The 21,946-nt window shown below is 61.9% G+C and carries 23 protein-coding genes; 11 read left to right on the top strand and 12 right to left on the bottom strand.

From position 1 onward, the window contains the following. Positions 1-504, bottom strand: coding sequence for a hypothetical protein (locus AC1DNK_RS03260; protein ID WP_112390600.1), 504 nt, complete (start codon positions 502-504; stop codon positions 1-3). Beyond that, entirely contained in the window at positions 501-1,130 is a 630-nt protein-coding gene (locus AC1DNK_RS03255) for a DNA-3-methyladenine glycosylase I (protein WP_477939262.1), read from the bottom strand. Before AC1DNK_RS03255 ends, AC1DNK_RS03260 begins: the two co-directional genes overlap by 4 nt. Before the next feature lie 211 nt (positions 1,131-1,341). Here AC1DNK_RS03255 and AC1DNK_RS03250 point away from each other — a divergent pair, with 211 nt between their 5' ends. From AC1DNK_RS03250 to AC1DNK_RS03240, 3 genes are all read left to right on the top strand, one after another. Continuing rightward, positions 1,342-2,100 carry a L,D-transpeptidase gene (locus tag AC1DNK_RS03250; protein WP_477939261.1) on the top strand — a complete coding sequence of 253 codons (759 nt, stop codon included), beginning with the start codon at positions 1,342-1,344 and terminating at the stop codon, positions 2,098-2,100. A 144-nt stretch (positions 2,101-2,244) separates the two neighbouring features. After that, positions 2,245-2,907 (top strand): L,D-transpeptidase, encoded by a 663-nt coding sequence (locus tag AC1DNK_RS03245; RefSeq protein ID WP_477939870.1) that lies wholly within the window; start codon positions 2,245-2,247, stop codon positions 2,905-2,907. Positions 2,908-3,191: 284 nt separating this feature from the next. Then, positions 3,192-3,854 (top strand): outer membrane protein, encoded by a 663-nt coding sequence (locus AC1DNK_RS03240; protein ID WP_477939260.1) that lies wholly within the window; start codon positions 3,192-3,194, stop codon positions 3,852-3,854. 9 nt (positions 3,855-3,863) lie between these two features. On the opposite strand, the gene AC1DNK_RS03235 is transcribed toward AC1DNK_RS03240, so the two are convergent. The 4 genes from AC1DNK_RS03235 to AC1DNK_RS03220 all read right to left on the bottom strand — a co-directional run bounded on the left by AC1DNK_RS03235 (position 3,864) and on the right by AC1DNK_RS03220 (position 8,487). Continuing rightward, entirely contained in the window at positions 3,864-4,295 is a 432-nt protein-coding gene (locus AC1DNK_RS03235; RefSeq protein ID WP_477939259.1) for a hypothetical protein, read from the bottom strand. Positions 4,296-4,333: 38 nt separating this feature from the next. After that, positions 4,334-5,644 carry a glycolate oxidase subunit GlcF gene (gene glcF, locus AC1DNK_RS03230; RefSeq protein WP_477939258.1) on the bottom strand — a complete coding sequence of 437 codons (1,311 nt, stop codon included), beginning with the start codon at positions 5,642-5,644 and terminating at the stop codon, positions 4,334-4,336. A gap of 204 nt (positions 5,645-5,848) precedes the next feature. After that, the gene (locus AC1DNK_RS03225) at positions 5,849-7,051 is read right to left on the bottom strand and encodes an FAD-binding protein (RefSeq protein WP_477939257.1); all 1,203 of its coding nucleotides are present in this window, start codon (positions 7,049-7,051) and stop codon (positions 5,849-5,851) included. Continuing rightward, positions 7,048-8,487 (bottom strand): FAD-linked oxidase C-terminal domain-containing protein, encoded by a 1,440-nt coding sequence (locus tag AC1DNK_RS03220; RefSeq protein ID WP_477939255.1) that lies wholly within the window; start codon positions 8,485-8,487, stop codon positions 7,048-7,050. The genes AC1DNK_RS03225 and AC1DNK_RS03220 overlap by 4 nt, the downstream gene beginning before the upstream one ends. Positions 8,488-8,619: 132 nt before the next feature. Between AC1DNK_RS03220 and AC1DNK_RS03215 the strand changes: the two genes are divergently transcribed. Both AC1DNK_RS03215 and AC1DNK_RS03210 read left to right on the top strand, forming a co-directional pair. Beyond that, on the top strand, positions 8,620-9,516 hold the full coding sequence (locus AC1DNK_RS03215) for a LysR family transcriptional regulator (protein WP_477939254.1): 897 nt from the start codon (positions 8,620-8,622) through the stop codon (positions 9,514-9,516). Between the two features lie 33 nt (positions 9,517-9,549). After that, positions 9,550-10,461 carry an agmatinase gene (locus AC1DNK_RS03210; RefSeq protein WP_477939253.1) on the top strand — a complete coding sequence of 304 codons (912 nt, stop codon included), beginning with the start codon at positions 9,550-9,552 and terminating at the stop codon, positions 10,459-10,461. Positions 10,462-10,463: 2 nt separating this feature from the next. Here the strand turns inward: AC1DNK_RS03210 and AC1DNK_RS03205 are convergent, their stop codons facing one another. Together AC1DNK_RS03205 and AC1DNK_RS03200 are read right to left on the bottom strand one after the other, a co-directional pair. After that, a complete protein-coding gene (locus AC1DNK_RS03205; protein ID WP_477939252.1) occupies positions 10,464-11,675 on the bottom strand; it encodes an adenosylhomocysteinase in 1,212 nt (403 codons plus the stop codon). A 35-nt stretch (positions 11,676-11,710) separates the two neighbouring features. Then, positions 11,711-12,592, bottom strand: a complete 882-nt coding sequence (locus AC1DNK_RS03200; RefSeq protein WP_477939250.1) for a LysR substrate-binding domain-containing protein — start codon at positions 12,590-12,592, stop codon at positions 11,711-11,713. Between the two features lie 260 nt (positions 12,593-12,852). Between AC1DNK_RS03200 and AC1DNK_RS03195 the strand changes: the two genes are divergently transcribed. The 5 genes from AC1DNK_RS03195 to AC1DNK_RS03175 all read left to right on the top strand — a co-directional run bounded on the left by AC1DNK_RS03195 (position 12,853) and on the right by AC1DNK_RS03175 (position 18,145). Then, entirely contained in the window at positions 12,853-13,365 is a 513-nt protein-coding gene (locus AC1DNK_RS03195) for an NUDIX hydrolase (RefSeq protein ID WP_112387698.1), read from the top strand. A gap of 63 nt (positions 13,366-13,428) precedes the next feature. Then, positions 13,429-14,928 (top strand): inorganic phosphate transporter, encoded by a 1,500-nt coding sequence (locus AC1DNK_RS03190; protein ID WP_477939249.1) that lies wholly within the window; start codon positions 13,429-13,431, stop codon positions 14,926-14,928. 14 nt (positions 14,929-14,942) lie between these two features. Beyond that, a complete protein-coding gene (locus AC1DNK_RS03185; RefSeq protein ID WP_477939248.1) occupies positions 14,943-15,680 on the top strand; it encodes a 16S rRNA (uracil(1498)-N(3))-methyltransferase in 738 nt (245 codons plus the stop codon). Between the two features lie 149 nt (positions 15,681-15,829). Further along, on the top strand, positions 15,830-17,203 hold the full coding sequence (locus tag AC1DNK_RS03180) for a glutamate--cysteine ligase (RefSeq protein WP_477939246.1): 1,374 nt from the start codon (positions 15,830-15,832) through the stop codon (positions 17,201-17,203). An 84-nt stretch (positions 17,204-17,287) separates the two neighbouring features. Next, complete coding sequence (locus tag AC1DNK_RS03175) at positions 17,288-18,145, top strand: DUF937 domain-containing protein (RefSeq protein WP_477939244.1); 858 nt, start codon at positions 17,288-17,290, stop codon at positions 18,143-18,145. A gap of 88 nt (positions 18,146-18,233) precedes the next feature. On the opposite strand, the gene AC1DNK_RS03170 is transcribed toward AC1DNK_RS03175, so the two are convergent. Further along, entirely contained in the window at positions 18,234-18,533 is a 300-nt protein-coding gene (locus AC1DNK_RS03170; protein ID WP_112513899.1) for a DUF1127 domain-containing protein, read from the bottom strand. A 203-nt stretch (positions 18,534-18,736) separates the two neighbouring features. Between AC1DNK_RS03170 and AC1DNK_RS03165 the strand changes: the two genes are divergently transcribed. Continuing rightward, entirely contained in the window at positions 18,737-19,693 is a 957-nt protein-coding gene (locus tag AC1DNK_RS03165; RefSeq protein WP_112387692.1) for a LysR substrate-binding domain-containing protein, read from the top strand. A 3-nt stretch (positions 19,694-19,696) separates the two neighbouring features. Here AC1DNK_RS03165 and AC1DNK_RS03160 read toward each other — a convergent pair whose 3' ends face one another. The 3 genes from AC1DNK_RS03160 to AC1DNK_RS03150 all read right to left on the bottom strand — a co-directional run bounded on the left by AC1DNK_RS03160 (position 19,697) and on the right by AC1DNK_RS03150 (position 21,902). Continuing rightward, positions 19,697-20,326 (bottom strand): TetR/AcrR family transcriptional regulator, encoded by a 630-nt coding sequence (locus AC1DNK_RS03160; RefSeq protein WP_477939242.1) that lies wholly within the window; start codon positions 20,324-20,326, stop codon positions 19,697-19,699. A gap of 200 nt (positions 20,327-20,526) precedes the next feature. Beyond that, positions 20,527-21,402, bottom strand: coding sequence for a dienelactone hydrolase family protein (locus AC1DNK_RS03155; RefSeq protein WP_477939241.1), 876 nt, complete (start codon positions 21,400-21,402; stop codon positions 20,527-20,529). A gap of 80 nt (positions 21,403-21,482) precedes the next feature. Further along, positions 21,483-21,902: an MAPEG family protein gene (locus tag AC1DNK_RS03150; protein WP_112387690.1), complete on the bottom strand. Its 420-nt coding sequence runs from the start codon at positions 21,900-21,902 to the stop codon at positions 21,483-21,485. Positions 21,903-21,946: the final 44 nt, after the last annotated feature.

The following is a 21,946-nucleotide window of genomic DNA, read 5'->3' as shown; positions in this document are numbered from 1 at the left end:
CTATTCCTCTTCGTCCGCGCCTGATTTCGGCGGAAACAGCGACGGCCGCTGCGGCTCTTCAGGCTTGGCCGCAGGCGGCGCGGTTCCGGGTGCCTGAGGCTCGATCATCAGCGTATAGGGAGCACCGAGGCCGCGCCGGGGAGAGACTTTCGAATAATAGGGGCGCAGCATCCAGGTCGTGTCTTCCTTGGCAATGGTATCGAGGACAGAGCCGTCCTCATCCGTGCCGAAGAATGCCTCGTCATCGCCCTTCGACAAATCGAAGATCGCCAGAAACGCAAACTGGCTGCGTGTCGTGAAGCTGATCTTTACATGCTGGCCGGCTTTGACAGGTAGCGTAAAGACATGGCTGTTGCCGAACTTCGTCCAGCCCTTGATCTGCATGGTCACGGCCGGAAACTGAAGCTTCTCCAGCTTCTCGCCGGGATCGAGCTGCGGCGCTTGGGCGAAGGCGGGAAGCGCTGAAAGAACCATCAGAGCGCCCGTCGCAAGCAGTTTTCTCATGGACGCACCAGTGCCTTCCGTATCGCTTCCACCTCTGAGCGGCAGAAGCAGCCCTCGACGTGATCGTTGACGAGCCCCATCGCCTGCATGAAAGCATAAACTGTGGTCGGGCCGACAAAGGTCCAGCCGCGCTTCTTCAAATCCTTGGAAATGCGGACGGAAACCGGCGTCGTCGGGTTGGCGGCGATGTAGGCGCGATCAACCATACCGGGACGATCGCCAGTGCCCGGCTCATAGCTCCAGAAATAACGGGCAAGCGAGCCGAATTCCTGTTTCAGTGCGATGGCGCGCCTGGCATTGTTGATCGTCGAAACGATCTTGCCGCGATGGCGGATGATGCCGGCATCGGCGACGCAGCGCTCGATATCCGCGTCGTCGAAGAGCGCGACCTTCTCGAAATCGAAACCGGCAAAAGCGGCGCGGAAATTCTCCCGCTTTCGCAGGATCGTCAGCCAGGAGAGGCCCGATTGAAAGCCTTCGAGGCAGATCTTCTCGAACAGCCTGATATCGTCGGTAACCRGGCGGCCCCACTCCTCGTCGTGATAGCGCATATAGTCAGGAAGATTGGCGTGCCAGTGGCAGCGGCTCTTTCCGTCGTCACCGGTCGTGATGCCCGTATCGCTCATGCTTCCCCGCTGATTTTACGCTTCAATTGCGGCTTTACCATTTAGAAACCCCGTTTCCAAACCGAACAGTAACCCTGACGAAAAGTTTATCCGGTGCTTCGCAGTTTAATGAATCGATCTTTACCATTCGCTGGCCGGAGCGGTGGCAGCATCCGGCCAGGCGGAAATGCCCGCCCCAGCATTTTCGGTCATATGTAGAGAGTTCCGTCCGATGATGAAATCCGTTTTGATTGCCGCAAGCCTCATTGGCCTGCTTGCCTCGCCTGCCCTTGGTGACGATCGCTATGCGACCCGCCCGCCCGTCGTTCTCAGCCCCGATCTGACCGCGCCCTGGCTCAACCAGCTGGGCGGCAGCAACGTGCGCCCTATCGTCTATCAGCGCCCCGTCATTCAGCCGCAGCGCCGCGGGTTGTTCCAGTATCAGCCGCGCATCGTGCGCCGCGCAGCGCCTGCCGGTATTCAGCAGGTTGCCGTCGTGCGCCCCGGCGCAATTCCTGTTGTCCGCGAGCAGTTCGATCCGCAGTTCCTGCCGCAGATGGTCGATTACGACACCAAGGAAAGGCCCGGCACGATCGTCATCGATACCAACAACCGCTTCCTCTACCTCGTGATGGCGAATGGCAAGGCCCGCCGCTACGGCGTCGGCGTTGGCAAGCCGGGCTTCGAATGGGCCGGCGAGCACCGGATTACCCGCAAGGCCGAATGGCCGGACTGGACCCCGCCTTCCGAAATGATCAGCCGCGAAGCTGCCAAGGGCCATTATCTGCCCGCGCGCATGGACGGCGGCCCGGAAAATCCGCTCGGCGCCCGCGCCATGTATCTCGGCTCGACGCTCTATCGCATCCACGGCACCAATGCGCCCTGGACGATCGGCAATGCCGTATCGTCGGGCTGCATCCGCATGCGCAACGAGGACGTGACTGACCTTTACGAGCGCGTCAATGTCGGCACCCGCGTGATCGTGATCTAAAGATCGCAAGGCTGCGGCGGGCCGTTGCAAGAACGGCGCGCCGCGGCACAAAAACACGCGCAAACCCCTCTGAAGCTTGAAATCCGGGGCAAATTGGCTAGCTTGGCGGTCATCCTGGATAGAGGGGAATTGAGAATGAAGCATATCATACGGCTCGCGGCCGCCTCTGCGATTGCGCTGGCCTGCACAATGAGCCTCGCGCATGCCGAGCCTCAGTTGACGGCAACCGACGCCGTTCGTGGCGTCAAGCAGGTGAAGACGGTCAAGCCGCAGTTCAAGAAGCGCGTCGTCCGCCTCGTCACCGACGAAGCGCCTGGCACCGTGATCGTCGATACGACCAACAAGTTTCTTTACCTCGTCGAGGGCAACAACCGCGCAACCCGCTATGGCATCGGCGTCGGCCGCGAGGGCTTCGGCTGGTCGGGCGTGGTCAAGGTCGGCCGCAAGGCGGAATGGCCCGGCTGGACACCGCCGCCGGAAATGCGCGCCCGCGAAGCCAAGGCCGGCCACAAGCTGCCTGCCTTCCAGCCCGGCGGCCCGGACAATCCGCTCGGCGCCCGCGCGATGTATCTCTACCAGGGCGGCCGCGACACGGCTTTCCGCATCCACGGCACCAACCAGCCCTGGACGATTGGCCTCAACCTGTCGTCCGGCTGCATCCGCATGGTCAACAATGACGTGCAGGATCTCTACGAGCGCGTCCCCGTCGGCACCAAGGTGATCGTCGTCGGCCCCGGCAACAAGCAGGGCAACGTCGCCTTCCAGGACCGCGGCATCGATGTTCTCAGGACGCTGTTCGGCGGGTGAGCCGCGACTGTTGATAGGAGTGAAAGGGCGTCCTCGTGGCGCCTTTTTTGTTTCGGCGATGCTGCGCCCGGAGCCCCCTCACCCTGCCCTCTCCCCCAGGGGAGAGGGGACGTTGGCGCTGCGGCTCTGACATCCCTTCTCCCCAGCGGGGAGAAGGTGCCCGAAGGGCGGATGAGGGGGCTGCTTGCGCAGGCACCCCATAAATCTCACAGCCCACCGCCCCTGCAATAAGCCTGTTACACAACGCGGGATAGATTTGCGGTACTGCCATCCGGGGATAATCCATGCGCCGCGCCGTTCGCCTGTCCGTGTTTGGGCTTGCCGCCCTTGCCTGTCTCGCCTCGCCTGTCCTTGCCGAGGATCTGCAATTCTCCGTCTATGGCGGCTACCAGACAGCGCCCCATAGCGGCGTCGATCTGTCGGACGGGACGCATTTCACCGCAGGCTGGGAGGGCAAGTCCTTCGGTTCACCGCCTTATTACGGCGCGCGGGTGACGTGGTGGCTGGAGGATTTGGGCCATCCCAATCTTGGCCTGTCGATCGACTATACGCATGACAAGGTCTATGCCGACGACAAGACGCTGGCGGCTTCGGGCTGGTCGCATTTCGAATTCACCGACGGGCTGAACCTTCTGACGGCGAACGTGCTCTACCGCTTCCCGCAGGACGGCGGGCGCTGGACGCCCTATCTCGGCGCCGGCGTCGGGGTGAATATTCCGCATGTCGAGGTGACGCGCCCATCCGGCACGACTTTCGACTACGAATTCGGCGGCGTGACGCTGCAGGCGCAGGCGGGTGTGGATTTCCGCATCACCGACCGCTGGTCGACCTTCGTGGAATACAAGGGGACCTATTCCAAGGTGGATGTGCCGATCGACAGCGGCGACCGGCTGAAGACCGATATCTTCACCAACGCCGTCAATCTCGGCGTTTCGTTCCACTGGTAAGCATGAGGCTTACTTCGAGCCGCAGCTGACCTTGCCGCTTGCGGTGAACGGCTTGGAACCGCCTGTTACAGTCATCCCATAGGTGCCGCTGAAGGCCTTGCCGTCACCTTCGGCCGTGACCACCATGTTCAGCGCCTGGCCGGATGTATCGTCACCGCCGTCATCATAGATTTCCATGCGCAGCTCGCCACCGTTCGACCAGCGGTTCGTCAGGTGGCTGGAATTGAAGACGCGCTTCTTGAACTGGTCGGGCACAGAGCCGTCCTTGATCATCAGACCGCCGCGGAAGTGGTTTAGCACATGGCCGCCGTCCGCCTTGAAGCCGATCTCTACGGTGAAGCGGGTGGCTGCATCGTCGGCCGAGCAGAAATAACGGCTATCGGCATGCGCGGTGCCTGCGGCACCGAAAAAGACAGAGAGCAAAAGAAGTGTACGCCGCATAGCGCTGAATCCCATGACCGGCCGACAACCGGCCGAACTCAGGCTATATGCAAATCCATTAATTTTTGAGGTACAGGACCACCGTAGGCCCAATCGATCAATTCTACGGTATGGACGATGGGGATACCGGTGCCTGAGGCAATCTGGGTGATGCAGCCGATATTGCCGGTGGCGATCACATCCGCCTTCGTTGCCTCGATATTCTTGACCTTGCGGGCCTTCAGCGCAGCTGAAATATCCGGCTGCATGATATTGTAGGTGCCGGCCGAGCCGCAGCAGAGGTGGCCCTCGGCCGGATCGCGCACGGTGAAGCCGGCAGCCTTCAGGAGCTGCTTCGGCGCCATGGCGATCTTCTGGCCGTGCTGCATCGAGCAGGCCGAATGATAGGCGACGGTGACGCCCTTCGGCATATGCGAAGGCAGATCGAGGGTGGCGAGGTATTCGGTGACATCCTTGGTAAGGCCCGAGACGATGGCCGCCTTCTCGGCATAGGCGGGGTCGAGGCGCAGCATGTGGCCGTAATCCTTGATCGTCGTGCCGCAGCCGGAGGCGGTAATGATGATCGCATCGAGACCGCCGTTTTCGATCTCCCGCATCCAGACATCGACATTGGCCCGCGCGCTGGCCAACGCCTGCTCCTCGCGGCCCATATGGTGGACCAGCGAACCGCAGCAGACTTCCCCCGCGGGCGCCACGACCTCGACGCCGAGGCGGGTCAGAAGCCGGATCGTCGCCTCGTTGATCCCGGGGTCGAGAACGGGCTGGGCGCAGCCGGTGAGGATCGCCACTCGCGCCTTCCTCGCCCCCTCGGCCGGATGGCTGCCGGGACGTGAATAGACCGACGGTGCCGGCACGGTGCGCGGCGCAAGCGCCAGCATCGCGGCGAAGGGTTTCAGCGCCGGGGCGCGCATCAGGCTGCGGAACGGACGGCCGAGACGGGCAAGCCGCAACGCCAGGCGGAAGCGGCCGGGATAGGGCAGGACGGCGGCAAGGATGCCGCGCGTCAGCCGGTTCATGAACGGCCGCTTGTAAGTCTTTTCGATATGGGCGCGGGCATGATCGACGAGATGCATGTAATCGACGCCGGAGGGACAGGTGGTGACGCAGGCGAGACAGGAGAGACAGCGGTCGATATGAGTAACCACCTCGGCATCGGCCGGGCGATCGTTTTCCAGCATGTCCTTGATCAGATAGATGCGGCCGCGCGGGCTATCGAGCTCGTTTCCGAGCGTCACATAGGTGGGACAGGTGGCGGTGCAGAAGCCACAATGCACGCATTTGCGCAGAATCTTTTCGGATTCGGCGACATGGGGGTCGGTCAGTTGCTCGGCGGTGAAATTAGTCTGCATTAGAGGTGTCCCGTCGAGGGGTTGCGGGTGGGGCACCCCCCTCTGCCCTGCCGGGCATCTCCCCCTCAAGGGGGGAGATCCGCTGGGAGCACCCCCTCAGCGATAATTGACGGGGCGAGTGGGTGCCTCTGGCCAATCTCCCCCCTTGAGGGGGAGATGTCCGGCAGGACAGAGGGGGGTGCCCCGCATACTCGAACTCAGCCATCACCACCCCATCTTCCCCGGATTGAATATCCCGGCCGGATCGAACTTTTCCTTCACCCGCGCCGAGAGCAAGGCCACCGCTTCCGGCTGCGGCTGGAAAGCCGCCACGTCAGCACGCATCGCTTCCGAAGCACGCATCAGCGTTGCATGCCCACCGCCGAGCGCCTTGATGAAGCGGCGTAGCAGGCCGGCTTCGGGATCGGCCTCCATGCGCATCCAGACGAGGCCGCCCTGCCAGTCATAGTAAGCATCGACCCCGGCTTCGAGCCTGAGGGCGGCAACCAGCTGGTGACCCGCGGACGGCGCGACGGAGACGCGCCAGACTGGGCGCATCGTGCCATCGGCATAGGGAAAGACATCGCGGATTTCGCGCCAGAGCCCACGGCTCATCTGCTGATCGAGCTTGGTGACCGGGCCGAAAGCGGCCATCGCCTTGGCGAGCTTTTCGGCGCGCACCTCGACGGAACCCGGCAGCCCCTCGAGACGAAGTACGGTTGCCTCGCCTTCGGGCAGCCTGCCGCCTGCAAAGCGCCAGGTGACCGTCATCGGCAGATGCGCCGCACCGGAGACCTCGACAGATAGCGCCATGGCGACAGCCATGGCATTGGCGGCTTCGGCATCGTTGAGGCCGGATATGACGATTGTCTCTTCGGCTTTCGGACGCGGCGGAACGCGGAAGGTCACTTCGGTGAGAAAGCCGAGCGTGCCGTGCGATCCGACCAGCAGCTTCACCAGATCGAGGCCGGTGACGTTTTTCATCACTCGGCCGCCGTTCCTGACGATTTCGCCGCGGCCATTGACGAAGCGGATGCCGAGCAGGCTGTCGCGTGCCGCACCGGAGACGAAACGGCGGGGGCCGGAGACATTGGCGGCGAAGACGCCGCCGATCGTCGGCTCGCCCGAGGTGCCCATGACGCCGCGGTGATCCATCGGCTCGAAGGCCATCATCTGGCCGTTCTCGGCAAGGGCGGCCTCGATCTCGGCGACCGGCGTTCCGGCACGCGCGGTCATGACCATTTCGCCGGGGTTATAGGCGACGATGCCCGACATGGCTGTCGAGCGCAGTCTGTCTGCGGCCGCAACAGCATTGCCCAACCCGGCCCGCGTGCCGCCGCCGGAGATGGCGACCGGCTTACCCTCCGCAGCGTGCTCGCGGATCAGCCTTGCGGCTTCCTCTTCGGTTTCAGGAAAGAATTCGCTCATGCCGCCGGCCGTCCATCGAGTGGGAAGACCTTGGAGGGATTGAGGATCCAGCCGGGATCAAAGGCGGCCCGGACGGACATCTGCTGTGCCAAATCCACCTCGGAATATTGATGGCGCATCAGGTCGCGCTTTTCGATACCGACACCGTGTTCGCCGGTCAGGCAGCCACCGGCATCGACGCAGAGTTTCAGGATTTCGTTGCCCGCCGCTTCCGCGCGCGCCGCATCCTCGGGGTCGTTGGCATTGAAGAGGATCAGCGGGTGCATGTTGCCGTCTCCGGCGTGGAAGACATTGGCGACTCGCAGGCCATAGTGATCGACGATCTCGGCGGTCTTCTTCAACACGTAGGAGAGCTGGCTGAGCGGCACAGTGCCATCCATGCAGATGTAGTCGGCGATGCGGCCGGTCGCGCCAAAAGCGGATTTGCGGCCCTTCCAGATCAGTGCGGCCTCGGTCGCCGACTGGCATTCGCGCACGGTTTTCACCCGATGCCTATGGGCGATCTCGACGATGTTCTTCAGCATATCGTCCATCTCGGCTTCCGATCCCTCGACCTCGACGATCAGGAGCGCGCCGACATCGAGCGGATAGCCGGCATGGGCGAAGGCCTCGCAGATCTCGATCGCCGGCTTGTCCATGAACTCAATGGCGACCGGGATGATACCCGAGGCAATGACATCGGCAACGCAGGAACCGGCATCCTCCGATGTATCGAAGCCGAAGAGAACCGGGCGGGCGCCCTCGGGCTTGGCAATCAGCCGCACCGTCGCTTCGGTGACGATGCCGAGCTGTCCCTCATGGCCGCAGACGAGGCCAAGCAGGTCATAGCCGCCAGCATCCAGCGCCTTGCCGCCGAGCTCGATCACCGTGCCATCGGTCAGCACCATCTTGACGCCCAGCAGATTGTTGGTCGTCACGCCGTATTTCAGACAGTGGGCGCCGCCGGAATTCATGCCGATATTGCCGCCGATGGTGCAGGCGAGCTGCGAGCTCGGATCGGGCGCATAGAAAAAACCGTCTGCAGAGACGGATTCAGAGATGTTGAGATTGGTGACACCCGCCTGGACGACGGCGACGCGGTTTGCGAGGTCGATTTCCAGGATGCTGTTCATCTTCGACAGGCCGATGACGACGGCATCCTCCTGCGGGATGGCGCCGCCCGACAGCGACGTGCCGGCACCGCGCGGCACGACGGGAATGCCGTAGCGATGGCAGTATTTCATCACGGCCGCGACCTCTGCGGTCGAGCGTGGCAGGGCGACGGCGAGTGGCAGGCGGCGATAGGAGACGAAGGCATCAGTCTCGAACGGCACCAGTTCGCGCGCCTCGTGCACCAGACATTCCGGCGGCAGCAGATCGATCAGATCGCTGACGATCTGGCTGCGCCGGGCAAGCACATCGGCGCGCGGAGCAAGGAACGAAATGGTGTCGGACATGGCGCGCTTCCTCCCGATTGGCAGCGAGGCCGGCCCGTCCTCCGTGGCAGCCGGTTTCAATCGGCTTAACACTTTCCCGAAACCGGCGCAAATGCTAAGCACTTATGCCTAAAGGGGAAACAGTGCCGCACCATGACCAATCTGGGTGATCTCGAGATATTTGCCAAGGTCGTTTCGACCGGCAGCATGTCGCTTGCCGGGCGGGCGCTCGGTTTTTCCCCTGCCGTCATCTCTAAGCGCATCAAGCGGCTGGAAGACCGGCTCGGCACACGCCTCCTGCAGCGCACGACGCGGCAGATTTCGCTGACCGAGGCGGGCCAGGGTTTTTATGACCGGGTGCTCGGCATTCTGGCCGGGCTCGAGGAAGCCGAATATTATATTTCCGGCCGCTCGGCCCAGATGCACGGCACGCTGAAGATCTCGGCACCGACCTCTTTCGGCCGCATGCATATCGCCCCGCATCTGAAGCGCTTCATGGAAGAACATCCGGAGCTGGCCATCAATCTGGTGCTGACAGACGAGTTCAGCGACATTGTCGGCGGCGGCTTCGATCTGGCGATCCGCATTGCCGAGCTTACCGATTCCAGCCTGGTTGCCAGGCGTCTGGCGCCGGTGCGCCGGCTGCTCTGCGCCGCACCGTCCTACATCGAGGCGCATGGGATGCCCGCGAACCTCGACGACCTCAAGAACCACCGCTGCCTGCCCGCGCATAATAATGACGTGTGGCGGCTGGAAGGGCCTGATGGCGCGATGACGCTGCGGCCGGAGGGCATGCTGATCACCAATTCCAGCGAGGTGATCCGCGAGACGGTGATCGCAGGTCTGGGCATCGCGCTGCGCTCGACCTGGGATATCGGCGAGGAGCTAAAGAGCGGCAAGCTGGTGCAGGTGCTGCCGGAATATGAGGGATCGCGGAACGTGGCGCTCTCCGCGGTCTATCCGAGCCGCCAGTTTCTGCCCGCCAAGGTGCGGCTGTTCATCGATTATCTGGCGGAGCTTTATGGGCCGGTGCCCTACTGGGAGCTCTGACGCCTCCACCGCCGATCACATCTGGAGACTGACATGACTGCTTCGCCTCTTTTCCTTGGCCTATCCGACCGTCTCGATGACGGCGGAACGCCGCGCATGGTGATCTTCGGCGCCGGTCACGGCACGACCTATCCCGGCAAGGACAGCAGCGGCTATGCGGGCTCGGCCAACACAATCCGCGCGGCCAGCCAGGAAGATGCGGGGCTGATCGAGCATTGGGATTTCGATCTCGGCGGGCCGTTGTTCGACGGCAAGCCGGTCTGCTGCGTCGATGCCGGAGATTTGCCGACCGACGCCCGGGACAATGCCGGAAACCGGGCGCTGATCGAGGCGAAGACGCGGGAGGTGCTGGCGATGTCTGCAGTGCCGATCCTGCTTGGCGGCGACGATTCCGTGCCGATCCCTTTCCTTGCCGGTTTCGCCGGTCACGGCCCGATCTGGATCCTGCAGATCGACGCCCATATCGACTGGCGCGATGAGCTGCATGGCGAGCGCCAGGGCTATTCAAACCCAATGCGGCGGGCGAGCGAAATGGCGCATGTCGCAGGCATGGTGCAGGCCGGTATCCGTGGGGTCGGCAGTGCGCGCCGCGCGGAAGTCGAGGCGGCTAAGCGTTATGGGAGCCATCTCGTCACCGCCCGGGAAATTCATGCACAGGGCGTCGAGGCGGCGCTGCGGCATATTCCTGAAGGCGCGCAGGTGGTGATCACGCTCGACTGCGACGGGCTCGACCCCAGCGTCATGCCAGGCGTCGCGGCCCGCACGCCCGGTGGGCTGACCTACACGCAGGTTATCGACCTTATCGCGGGCGTGGGCCGCCGTGGCAGGATCGTTGGCTTCGATCTCGTCGAACTCTATCCGCCAGCCGATATCGACGGGATTTCGGCGCTGACGGCAGCGCGGCTGCTCGTCAACGCAATCGGGACGATCGTCCACCAGGGCTGAGCCTAGCGCGCGAGATCGAGATAGGCGCTCGCCACCATCGCATCAATATCCCTGGGCACCGGCACGAGGCAGGATTCCGGGCCGGCACCGCGCTTGGCGACGCGTTCCAGGCAGCGGGCCTGCAGCGTGAAGCCGAGATCCATGGATTCGACCGAATTGCCGAGCGGGCGCGGTCCTGCGAGGTTGGCCATATGGCCGCCGCCGAGGATGTGGATCGAGCGGCCGTCCTTCAGATACAGCGTTTCCATGACATCTGCCTCGTAGCGGTCGATGCCGACGACATCGGGATGGGCGCGGAAGCCCGATACGTCGATCTCCAGCGGGAAATGGCCGCCATTCATCAGGATCGCGCCGTTCTTGATCAGCGGCAGGTCGGCGACCGTGACGATACCCGGGAAACCGGTGACGGTGATGAGGACGTCGGCGGAGCGGATCGCATCCCGGCGCAGCGGGGTAACGAAACCATCGAGATGCGCTTCCAACGCCGTCACCGGATCGATATCAACGACGCTGACGGTCGAGAAAGCATTGCGGAAACTGGCGGCCGTGCCCTTGCCGCAGGCGCCGTAGCCGAAGACGGTGACGCGCTTGCCGTTGGTGGAGCGGTTGGTGAAGCGCATGTAGCTTTCGAACAGGCTCTGACCGACGGCATGCTTGTTTTCGGCGAATTGCTTGATCGGGCTGTCGTTGATGACAAGGATCGGCATGTTCAGCTTTTCACGCATCGGCAGCAGGCGCGTGCGGCCCGAGGTCGTCTCCTCCGTACCGCCGAGCAGGTTGGCATAGGGGCGTTCCGCGGCGATGGCGAAAAGATCGCCGCCATTATCGAGCAGCAGGTCGGGCTTGGCATCGACAACGGCTTCGAGGCTGCGGTGATGCTCGGCAGGATCGGTCGTCTGTGTGGCGAAGACGGTGATGCCCTGGGAGCGGAGATAGTCGACCGTCGACGGCTGGGTGCTGTTCAGATTTCCGGTGCAGACGAGCTTTGCGCCGCCGGCACGCAGCGTCGTCAGGAGCGCCACCGTCTTCGGCTCCAGATGGATACCGGTGCCGATCGTGAGGCCTTCGAAGGGGCGGGTGCGTTTGAATTCGGCGGCCGTTGCCTTCAGCAGACGGCAGCTGTTTCCGATCCAGTCGATGCGGGTGGCGGTATTTTCCATGATGGTCTCCTGTCGCTGATGACCGTCATAACGCCCACCGCGACCGCGCGGCATGGATAATTCGCTGCCGATACGGCAGTAAATCTGCCCTATTCGGTTCCCTCGCCTGCCTTGACCAGCCAGTCGCGCAATGCGGTGAAATGCGGCTTTCGAAGATCCGTCGTGCGGCAGCAGAGGCTATAGCCTGCCGGACGGCGGATGAAGCCGAAGGGAGCAGTCAGAATATTGCGCGCCAGATCATCCTCGATCGATGCGCGCGGAGCGAGTGCCACACCGAGGCCGGATCGGGCCGCACCGAGCGCCAGCAGCAGATCCTCGAATTCCTGACGGCGGGCGAAGCTGACTGCCGGTGTGCCGCTTTCGGCAAACCATTCGTCCCAAAGCTTCGGCACGCTGCGGCTGACGAGCATGGCAGCTGTAGCCATGCCCATGGGATCGCTGCCGAAGGTGGCGGTAAGTTGGGGTGCTGCCACCGGACCGAACTCGTCTTCCATGAAGCGGATGGCGGCCACACCGGCCGAGGGGCGGTACTCGCCCCCCATGATGACGGCATCGAGCTCCGGATGCTGCAACAGCGGCTCGGCGACCGCCATCGGTACGATATCGATCTCGGCATCGCCAAGCGCCCGTTGCAGGCTGCCGATGCGCGGCATCAGCCACCAGATGCCGAAGGCGGAGGGAACGCCGAGACGGAGCTTGCGGCTATCGTCCTTCTGCAGGTCACCGGCGGCATGCTGCAACAGGGAGAACGCCGCCGTTGCCGCTTCGGCAAAAGCCCTGGCCCGGTCGGTCGGCACGAGGCGGCGGCCTTCACGGGTGAAGAGCTTCTCGCCGAAATAATTCTCGAGTGCCGCGATCTGCAGACGCACCGCACCGCGCACGACACCGAGCTCTTCGGCAGCCCTGAGCACGCTGCCCTTACGGCAGACGGCTTCGAAAGCTCTGATTGAATTGAGTGGCGGAAGGCGCATGGCGGTCATCAACAGGAAACGATATCCCCAGATTGATATGGGCATTGAACGAAAGGCAAGAAGGCCCCATATTGAACACCTGTGCAAAGGCGGAAACAGAACAGGTTTTGCCGGAATTTCGACCCGCTGCGGCGTGAGATTTGCCTATTAAAAACCATAGCCGCGTTATGCACCGTTAAATGGCGCATGGATCGCGCAAGCTTTCCAGCACATGCTAATATTAATGATTCTCTGAAACGACTCGAAAGGTGACCCGACAGTTGACTCTTCTCTCCCGCCTAGCCTCCGACATGCAGCTGATGTTCCGGCGTCCGCCGAGACAGCAGTATGCTGCGCTGTGCTATCGGATGAAGAAGAAGAGCAACGACGTCGAGGTCCTGCTGATGACCAGCCGCGATACCGGCCGCTGGGTCATTCCCAAGGGCTGGCCGATGAACGGCAAGTGCTCCTATGAGGTCGCCGCCCGCGAAGCCTATGAAGAAGCAGGCGTGCGCGGCAGCGTCGAGCACGAGACGCTCGGCGCCTACAGCTATCCGAAGGTCCTGAAGGATGGACTGAAGGTGAGCTGCAAGGTGCAGGTTTATGCGCTCGAGGTTTCCGAGCTTGCCAAGAACTTCAAGGAAAAGGGCGAACGCACGATCGAGTGGGTTTCCTGCGACGAGGCCTGCAAGCGGGTCCGTGAGCCGGAGCTTCGCGACCTGTTCCTGCAGTTCAAGCGCCGCATCGACGAACATCTTCAGGCAAGCCGCGCCAAGCAGATTCCGGCGGAATGATTCCTGCCATCTTGCGCTGTTAGGAATGACAGCGTTAAAGCAGGATTCCTTCCAGGAAAGAGCATGGCCGAGAAGACACCTGTCCTTACAAAACGCACGCTCGACAAGGACCTCGACAAATATAGCCACGTCGAGGATGCCTCGAAATTCGTTGCGCGCAAGCTGATCGCACCGGGCATCGGCCTGGTGTTCCTCGGTCTCGCGATGCTATTTGCCGGGGTCTACGTCTTCGACCGGCCGAGTGCAGTGCTGATCATCGCCGCTGCCGCGCTTGCCGCCTACATGGCAATGAATATCGGCGCGAACGACGTGACGAACAATGTCGGCGCCGCCGTCGGTGCACGCGCGATGACGATGGCGCAGGCGCTGGTGATTGCCGCGATCTTTGAGATCCTGGGCGCGACCATCGCGGGAGGCGAAGTGGTGAAGACCATTTCGTCCAGCATCGTCGATGCCGTGCAGGTTCCGGAAGGATTGCTTGCCTGGATCATGATGGCGGCACTGATGGCGGCCGCGTTGTGGATCAATCTCGCGACCTGGCTCAACGCGCCTGTTTCCACCACCCATGCGATCGTCGGCGCCGTCATCGGCGCCGGCATCGCTGCCGTCGGCCCGGAGCCGGTCAACTGGCGGGTGATGGCGGAAATCTCGTCGAGCTGGGTGACGTCGCCGATCATCGGCGGGGTGATCGCCGCCGGCCTGCTGTTCCTCGTCAAGACTTTCGTCATTTACCGCGACGACAAGATCGCGGCGGCCCGGCGCTGGGTGCCTGTGCTGATCGCGGCAATGGCCGGCGCATTTACGGCCTATATGATCCTGCAACTCACGACACCGGACCGTTTCCCGGCAACGACGGTGCTGGCCTATGGGCTGGCGACAACCGTTTTCTGCTGGCTCATCGCCCGGCCGATCGTCCGCCGCCAATCCGAGGGGCTCGAGAACCGCAACAGCTCGTTGCGCATCCTCTTCAAATATCCGCTGATCGGCTCTGCCGCCCTGCTCTCCTTCGCCCATGGTGCAAACGACGTTTCGAACGCGGTCGGCCCGCTTTCGGCAATCGTGCGCTCGACGACGCTTCTGCCCGTTCACGGGGAGATCGCCCCGCCGCTCTGGGTGATGCTGATCGGCGCTCTCGGCATCTCGGTCGGTCTGCTGCTGTTCGGCCCGCGCCTGATCCGTCTCGTCGGCGAACAGATCACCAAGCTCAATCCGATGCGCGCCTATTGCGTGGCGCTGTCGACCGCCTTTACCGTCATTCTTGCCTCCTGGTTCGGCCTTCCGGTCAGCACGACGCATATCGCGGTCGGCTCGGTCTTCGGCGTTGGCTTCTTCCGCGAATGGTACACCCGCAACTCGAAGCGCCGCATCGCCTATATGCGCCATAAGGCGGAGAGCTGGGCGATCGACGAACCGGCCGATCCGAATGTGCATGAGACCCGCCGCCGCTATCTGGTGCGCCGGTCGCATTTCATGACGATCATCGCCGCCTGGGTGATCACCGTTCCGGCCTCGGGTGCGCTTGCGGCGCTGCTCTATTGGGTTATGTTCGCCCTCTTCGTTTGACCGGGAAATCTAGAATGCGCGCCAATTTCCGCATGCAGCGGCTGTTCATCGACGCACCGCTTGCCGCCAATGCCGCCGTCGAAGCCAGCTCTGACCAGTATAATTACTTGGCGAATGTGCTGCGCCTGACCGACGGCGCGGAGATTCTCGTTTTCAACGGCCGGGATGGGGAATGGAAAGCCACCCTCGCCTTCCCGACCCGCAAGCGCATCCTGCTGACCCCGGTCGAACAGACGCGGCCGCAGCCCGCGCCATCCGATCTTCACTATCTCTTCGCGCCGCTGAAAGTGGGGCGGCTGGACTATCTGGTGCAGAAGGCGGTGGAGATGGGAGCCGGCGTTCTGCAGCCGGTCATGACCCAGCATGTGCAGGGCAAGATCACCAATCTCGACAAGCTCAAGGCCAACGTCATCGAGGCGGCAGAGCAGTGCGGTATTCTCGGCATTCCCGATGTCGCCGAACCCGTGAGACTTTTCGATCTTCTGGACGGCTGGAAGGCCGATCGGCGGATCATCTATTGCGACGAGGGCGATGCCGGGCAGAATCCGCTGCCGCTGCTCTCGGCGATCACCGAAAAGAAGCTCGCGCTTCTGGTCGGCCCGGAAGGCGGGTTTTCGGAAGAGGAGCGCACCCGGCTGCGCAACCTCAATTTCGTCACCGCCATCCCGCTCGGCCCGAGAATCCTGCGTGCGGATACAGCTGCTGTAGCGGCAATGGCCGTCATCCAGGCAGCGATCGGCGACTGGAATTAACCTTGCGCCTATTCACTCAAGATACAGGATGCTATTTTTTTGAACCGGCGTTGAAAGAATTTCACTTGCAACATACCTGAGAGCGGTCCTAATCACCCTTCCATTGCCGCGCCCAAAAGGCGTTCCCCCAGAATACAGGTTAGATTTGCATGGCTCGCGACACCACCGACCAGACACCGCTCTCTTCGGTTCAGGAGCTGACCGATTATCTTGCTGCGGGGAACAAGCCGACGGAAAAATTCCGCATCGGCACCGAGCATGAGAAGTTCGCCTTCTTCCGCGCCGACAACAGCCCCGTTCCCTATGCCGGCGATGCCAGCATTTCCGCGCTGTTGAAGGGCCTGCAGGAACGTTCCGGCTGGGAGCCGATCATGGACGGTGAGAATATCATCGGCCTTGGCGAACAGCACGGCATGGGCGCGATCTCGATCGAGCCGGGCGGCCAGTTCGAACTGTCGGGTGCTCCGCTCGAAACCATCCACGAGACCTGCAGAGAATCCAACCAGCATCTCGCCGTCCTTCGCGAGATCGCCGAGCCGATGGGCATCCGCTTCCTCGGCATCGGCGGCAGCCCGAAATGGACGCTGGCGGAAACGCCGCGCATGCCGAAATCCCGTTACGACATCATGACCCGCTACATGCCCAAGGTCGGCAGCAAGGGTCTCGACATGATGTACCGGACCTGCACGATCCAGGTGAACCTCGACTTCTCCTCGGAAGCCGACATGCGCAAGAAGATGCGCGTTTCGATGAAGCTGCAGTCGTTCGCGACCGCGCTCTTTGCCTCCTCGCCATTTACCGAAAACAAGCCGAACGGCCTGCTCTCCTGGCGCGGCGACATCTGGACGGATACCGACAACCGCCGCTCGGGCCCGCTCGATTTCACCTTCCGCGACGATTTCGGCTTCAAGGACTATGCCGAATGGGCGCTCGACGTGCCGATGTATTTCATCGTTCGCGACGGCCGCTACAAGGACTGTACCCACGTCACCTTCCGCCAGTTCATGAACGGCGCGCTGAAGAGCGAGATCAAGGACTGGGAGCCGACGATGGGCGACTGGACCAACCATCTCTCGACGCTGTTCCCCGACGTGCGCCTGAAGCGCTTCCTCGAAATGCGCGGCGCCGATGGCGGCCCGTGGCGCCGGATCTGTGCGCTGCCCGCCTTCTGGGTCGGCCTGCTCTATGATGAAGCGGCGCTCGAAGCTGCCGATCAGTTCACCAAGGACTGGACGTTCGATGAGGTCGTCGCATTGCGTAATGCCGTGCCGGCCGAGGGCCTGAAGGCTTCGTTCCGTGGTCATGCCTTGTTCGACGCAGCGAAGGATGTGCTCGCCCTTTCCAAGGCCGGCCTGAAGTCGCGCAATCGCCTCAACAAGGAAGGCCAGGACGAGACGATCTTCCTGTCGCCGCTCGATGAGGTGATGGCCAAGAAGGCGACACTCGCGGAAGATCTGCTCGCCCGCTTCAACGGCCGGTGGAACGGTTCCGTCGAACCCGTCTTCGAGGAATATCAGTACTAAGGTCTCCGGCAAAAAGCCGTTTGCGCATTCCTATTTCCGTTTATAGTAGCGATTCAAACGCACTAAACAGCGGAAGGACTGCCCATGCTGCCACTCTTCGACATGATGATGCAGGCGCAGAATGGCGCGGCGATGGATGCCATCGCCAAGCAGTTCAACCTTGCGCAGGAACAGGCGACCAAGGCGATGGCGGCGCTGATGCCGGCCTTCTCCGCCGGACTGAAACGCAGCACAAGCAACCCCTATGATTTCATGGGGCTGATGCAATCGGTTTCCTCGGGAAATTACGGCAAATATTTCGAGGACATGAGCAAGGCCTTCACGCCGCAGGGCGTGACCGATGGCAACAATGTCCTCGCACAACTGTTCGGCTCTCAAGAGGTCTCCCGCGCCGTTGCGGCTCAGGCGGCACAGATGACCGGCATCGGCCAGGAGATCTACAAGCAGATGCTGCCGGTGATCGCCAGCACGCTGATGGGCGGGCTGTTCAAGCAGTCGATGGGTCAGATGTCATCGCCGGTCAATCCCTTCGTCAACACGGCGATGGGCGAGACGATCCAGACATGGCTGGAGAGCACCGGTTTTGCGCCGAAGCAGAAGGCCGCACCCGAGCCGAGCATCTTCGACAATCCCTTCACGCAGGCGATGCAGCTGATGTTCAGCGTGCCGAAGCCTGAAGCGGAGAAGGCCGCAGCCAATCCATTTCTCGACAATCCCTTCGCCAAGGCATTCCAGGACATGATGGCGGGGATGAACCCGCAACAACCGAAAGCCCCGGAACCGGCCAAGGACGCACCGAAGGAACAAGCTGCCGGTTACATGGATATGCTGAACACCATGTTTGACAGCGGGCTGGAAGTGCAAAAGAACTATCAGAAGAACCTGGAATCGATCTTCGACGCCTACCGCCCGAAAGCACCTTCCCCCTCCTCCAAACCATAAAAAAACCCGGAGACGGCTTGGGAAAGCGGTCACCGGGTTAAGAGGCAGGGCTATTGGCTATCACCCTGCGGGGAAAAAGGGTCCGCTCCTAATCGATATAGGAGCGGAAGATCGACAGGCGCCAGCGGCGGCGGGCGGAGTCGGTCAGCTGCGGTGACGGGTCCTCGAAGAAGGTCGACGTCAGCAGGGCGGAGGCGATATCGGCGCGGGTCAGGCCGATATCCCGCAACTGATAGTCATCAAGCTCCGTAAGACCGTTGATTGCTCTGCGATTGCGGTAGCCGCGAAAGAGAGCAGCGAGCGGCGCAAGGATGCCGGCAAGGCGTGCGGACACGCTCACAGGCTGCTTGGCACAGTCGAGTTCTAAAGTCTGGTCAATCATGCGCATCGAACTCTCCTTTCTTTCGGGCGCAACAACCCACCCCTCCCGCGAGGTCGAGCGGGAAGGCATGCGGGCTGGAACTCAAGGCGGACAGAAGGGTCTCTGTCCTTCACTTTGCTTGATTTGCAGCCAGAAGATGCCAAAGCCCTATTGATCAGTCCAACGAATGTTTCTAATGGTTATTATCAGAGATCGTTATAGGTGAGCCCATGTCAGCGCCTCTTGATATTGACCAGTTGCAGACCTTCATCGCCATCGTCGATTCCGGCAGCTTCACCAAGGCGGCAGATCGCGTCTACAAGACGCAGTCGGCGGTTTCGATGCAGATGCGGCGGCTGGAAGAGCGGATCGGCAAGCAACTTTTCATCAAGGACGGCCGCGGCAACCGGCTGACGGCCGAGGGCGAGAAGCTGCTCAACTATGCGCGGCGGATCATCCGTCTGAACAACGAGGCGATGGCGGCTTTCGACGACAATCGTCTCGAAGGCATGCTGCGCATCGGCACGCCCGACGACTATGCCGACCGCTACATGCCTGAGATCATCGGCCGTTTCGCCAAGACGCATCCGAATGTCGAGCTCTATATCGTTTGCGAACCATCGGTGGACCTTGCCGAGCGCATGCACAAGGGCGAGCTCGATATCGCGCTCGTCACCCATAACCCCCGCGAACGCATGTCGGATGTTGTCAGAACCGAACCGCTCTGCTGGGTCGGCTCGGCCAACCATCCGATCCGTGACGACGCGCCGGTGCCGCTTGCCGTCGGCCGCCGCGACTGCCAGTGGCGCCAGCTTGCCTGCTCGGCGCTCGATGCCGTCGGACGCGAGCATCAGATCCTGTTCACCAGCTGGTCCTGCACGGTTGTTGCTGCTGCCGTGCTGGCGGGCATGGCCGTCTCGGTCATGCCGGAATCGGCGCTGAGAACCGGTATGAAGGTGCTCAGCCAGGCAGACGGCTTCCCCGCCCTGCCCCCGGTTCAGATCGGCATCATGAAGCGTCCTGGCGTTTCCATCTCGCTGATGAATGCGATCACGGCCCACATCACGGCCTGCCTCGACAACATCACGCCTGCTGTCGTCGACGACAATCTGGAAGCCGATCTGAAGACCGCCTATGCGCGCAACTACCCGCGGCTGAAGGCTGCCAACATGGTGCCGAGCTGGTAAGTTTCAGCTTGCCTTGGAGAAGAGCGAAGCGCGGATCACGCGCTTCCATTCGCCGAGCATGCGCCGCGCCAGTTCTTCCTCGCTCTTGACCGCAAGACGGATCGAGGCGCCGATCAAGTGGCTGAAGAGATAGGTGCGTGCCTGCATGTCGATCGCTTCGAGTTCCGGCGCTACGCGCTTGACGGCTTCGTAGAAGATATCGGCAACCCGATTGCTGTGATCGATGTTCAACCGCAACAGATCCTGATCGGTTTCGGTGCCCATCCAGACGCCGAGATAGGTCGGGTCGTTGCGATAGGCATCGTAGTACCAGTCGATCATCCCCTCGATGAGATGAAGCGCGTCTTCCAGTGAGTGGACGTTGGCGAAGACCTGCGCGGTCTTGGCCTGCACCTCGCTGGCATGACGATCGAACAGCGCTTTGACGATCGCCGCTTTTTCCGGGAAGTACTGATAGACCGAACCGATCGGCACCTTGGCGGCGACCGCAAGTTCGGTCATGCGCATGGCACTCACGCCCTTTTCGGCGATAATCTCGGCGGCAGCGGACAGGATGAGATCGAAACGCTGAATGCTGCGCTCTTGCTTCGGTTTCCGGCGCAGGCCGATGCGATCCACATTGTCTATGCTCATGCCGACCCGCCCCCACAGCTTATTCTTGAGCGGCGGCAGCTGTCTCAAACCGGCGCATCCGAGCGATATGGCATGCAGGTCTTCATGCGCCGTGAAGGGAAAACTTCGCATTTTAACGAACTGTCAAACTCGACAAAAATCGGAGCAAAATGCCCCGATTTTTCATGTCTAACCCTGTGGATGACTTGGCAGCCGAAAGATCAGGCCAGGTTCTTCTTGAGGAAATCCACGGTGCGGCTCCAGGCCAAATCAGCAGCCTTCTTGTCATATCGCGCAGACGACGTATCGTTGTTGAACGCGTGATTGACGCCATCATAGACGAAGATCTGGAAATTCTTACCGTTGGCCTCCAGCTCCTTCTTGTAGGCATCGATGCCGGCATTGATGCGATCGTCGAGACCGGCATAGTGCAGCATCAGCGCCGCCTTGATACCGGGCACCTGATCCGCCTTCGGCTGGGCGCCATAATAGGCGACACCCGCCTTGAGCTCCGGCGATTTGGTGGCGAAGTTGTTGACCGTGCCGCCGCCCCAGCAGAAACCGATGGCGCCGACATTGCCATTCGCATTCGGCAGCGTCTGCAGATATTTCAGCGTTGCTTCGGCATTAGCCGCTGTGGCCGTGGCATCGAGCTTGCCGAAGAGCTCGCGGGCCTGATCCTCGTTTTCAGGCGTGCCGCCGAGCGGCGATAGAAAATCCGGAGCCAGAGCGATGAAGCCTTCCAGCGCCATGCGGCGGGCGACATCGCGAATATGCGGGTTGAGGCCGCGGTTCTCGTGAATGACGATGACGCTGCCGAGCTTGCCGGATACGGCCTTCGGCTCAACGAGATACCCCTTCATCTCGCCGCTGCCGCCCGGATAAGTCACGTCTTTCGCCGTCAGCCGCTCGTCGCCGGCCGGCACCATTTCGGCGGCGGCCTTGTTTGCCGCCAGCATCGGGGCGATGACGGCGGCGGCGCCTGCGGATCCGGCAAGCTTCGTCAGCTTGTCCATGAAGCCGCGGCGGTCCAATGTCAGATGTGTGTATTCATCATAGGCGCTGATCATCGCCTGTGTGATTTCCGGCTTGTCCATATCGATCTCCTCTTCCCTACCCGTGCCATGCCCGAGCAGGAAGATAGGTCAGTGCAAAACAAGCGGTGTACAAATATACGTTACCCGCTGAAGGCCATCCAGCCGATCAGCCAGGCCCACATGCCGAGCAGAGCGGCACAGCCGAGCGCAAAGAGCGGGCTGCGGATTCGCATGTTGTTGCTGGTCACGTGAACATAGGCGTGTGCATAGCGCAGCACGACGAAGAGCCAGGCGAGCACGAGCGACGGAAGATTGTCGGCCTCGGTGATATAGAGAAGCACACAGCAGACATAGAAGAGAACCGGCAGCTCGAACTGATTGGCGATGCTGTTCTTGACGAAAAGGCTCTCGGGCGGCTCATCCCGGTTTTCGCGGTATTCGGAAATCCTGATCTTGCCCTGCCTCACCATCCGGCGGCGGCGGTAGCCGAGCAGGCCGTAAAGGATGAAGACCAGGACGACTTGGCCGACGATCGGCCAGAAGATCTCGAAACCGGTCATATGGGCATTTCCTTTCCGCTTCATTCAAATTTTTCAGAGCAGTA

This window comes from Rhizobium sp. 01N424, from assembly GCF_056399485.1.
The sequence above is the reverse complement of the archived record's forward strand: the minus strand, read 5'-3'. Positions and strand labels throughout refer to the sequence as shown.

Bases quoted from the DNA above. Each gene is read 5' to 3' on its own strand.
- glcF (WP_477939258.1), bottom strand. From the start codon at position 5,644: ATGCAGACTAATTTCACCGCCGAGCAACTGACCGACCCCCATGTCGCC.
- AC1DNK_RS03200 (WP_477939250.1), bottom strand. From the start codon at position 12,592: ATGCGCCTTCCGCCACTCAATTCAATCAGAGCTTTCGAAGCCGTCTGC.
- AC1DNK_RS03150 (WP_112387690.1), bottom strand. From the start codon at position 21,902: ATGACCGGTTTCGAGATCTTCTGGCCGATCGTCGGCCAAGTCGTCCTG.
- AC1DNK_RS03170 (WP_112513899.1), bottom strand. From the start codon at position 18,533: ATGCGCATGATTGACCAGACTTTAGAACTCGACTGTGCCAAGCAGCCT.
- AC1DNK_RS03260 (WP_112390600.1), bottom strand. From the start codon at position 504: ATGAGAAAACTGCTTGCGACGGGCGCTCTGATGGTTCTTTCAGCGCTT.
- AC1DNK_RS03190 (WP_477939249.1), top strand. From the start codon at position 13,429: ATGGCCGAGAAGACACCTGTCCTTACAAAACGCACGCTCGACAAGGAC.
- AC1DNK_RS03160 (WP_477939242.1), bottom strand. From the start codon at position 20,326: ATGAGCATAGACAATGTGGATCGCATCGGCCTGCGCCGGAAACCGAAG.
- AC1DNK_RS03235 (WP_477939259.1), bottom strand. From the start codon at position 4,295: ATGCGGCGTACACTTCTTTTGCTCTCTGTCTTTTTCGGTGCCGCAGGC.
- AC1DNK_RS03250 (WP_477939261.1), top strand. From the start codon at position 1,342: ATGATGAAATCCGTTTTGATTGCCGCAAGCCTCATTGGCCTGCTTGCC.
- AC1DNK_RS03180 (WP_477939246.1), top strand. From the start codon at position 15,830: ATGGCTCGCGACACCACCGACCAGACACCGCTCTCTTCGGTTCAGGAG.
- AC1DNK_RS03155 (WP_477939241.1), bottom strand. From the start codon at position 21,402: ATGGACAAGCCGGAAATCACACAGGCGATGATCAGCGCCTATGATGAA.
- AC1DNK_RS03225 (WP_477939257.1), bottom strand. From the start codon at position 7,051: ATGAGCGAATTCTTTCCTGAAACCGAAGAGGAAGCCGCAAGGCTGATC.
- AC1DNK_RS03220 (WP_477939255.1), bottom strand. From the start codon at position 8,487: ATGTCCGACACCATTTCGTTCCTTGCTCCGCGCGCCGATGTGCTTGCC.
- AC1DNK_RS03185 (WP_477939248.1), top strand. From the start codon at position 14,943: ATGCGCGCCAATTTCCGCATGCAGCGGCTGTTCATCGACGCACCGCTT.
- AC1DNK_RS03215 (WP_477939254.1), top strand. From the start codon at position 8,620: ATGACCAATCTGGGTGATCTCGAGATATTTGCCAAGGTCGTTTCGACC.
- AC1DNK_RS03165 (WP_112387692.1), top strand. From the start codon at position 18,737: ATGTCAGCGCCTCTTGATATTGACCAGTTGCAGACCTTCATCGCCATC.
- AC1DNK_RS03205 (WP_477939252.1), bottom strand. From the start codon at position 11,675: ATGCCGCGCGGTCGCGGTGGGCGTTATGACGGTCATCAGCGACAGGAG.
- AC1DNK_RS03175 (WP_477939244.1), top strand. From the start codon at position 17,288: ATGCTGCCACTCTTCGACATGATGATGCAGGCGCAGAATGGCGCGGCG.
- AC1DNK_RS03240 (WP_477939260.1), top strand. From the start codon at position 3,192: ATGCGCCGCGCCGTTCGCCTGTCCGTGTTTGGGCTTGCCGCCCTTGCC.
- AC1DNK_RS03210 (WP_477939253.1), top strand. From the start codon at position 9,550: ATGACTGCTTCGCCTCTTTTCCTTGGCCTATCCGACCGTCTCGATGAC.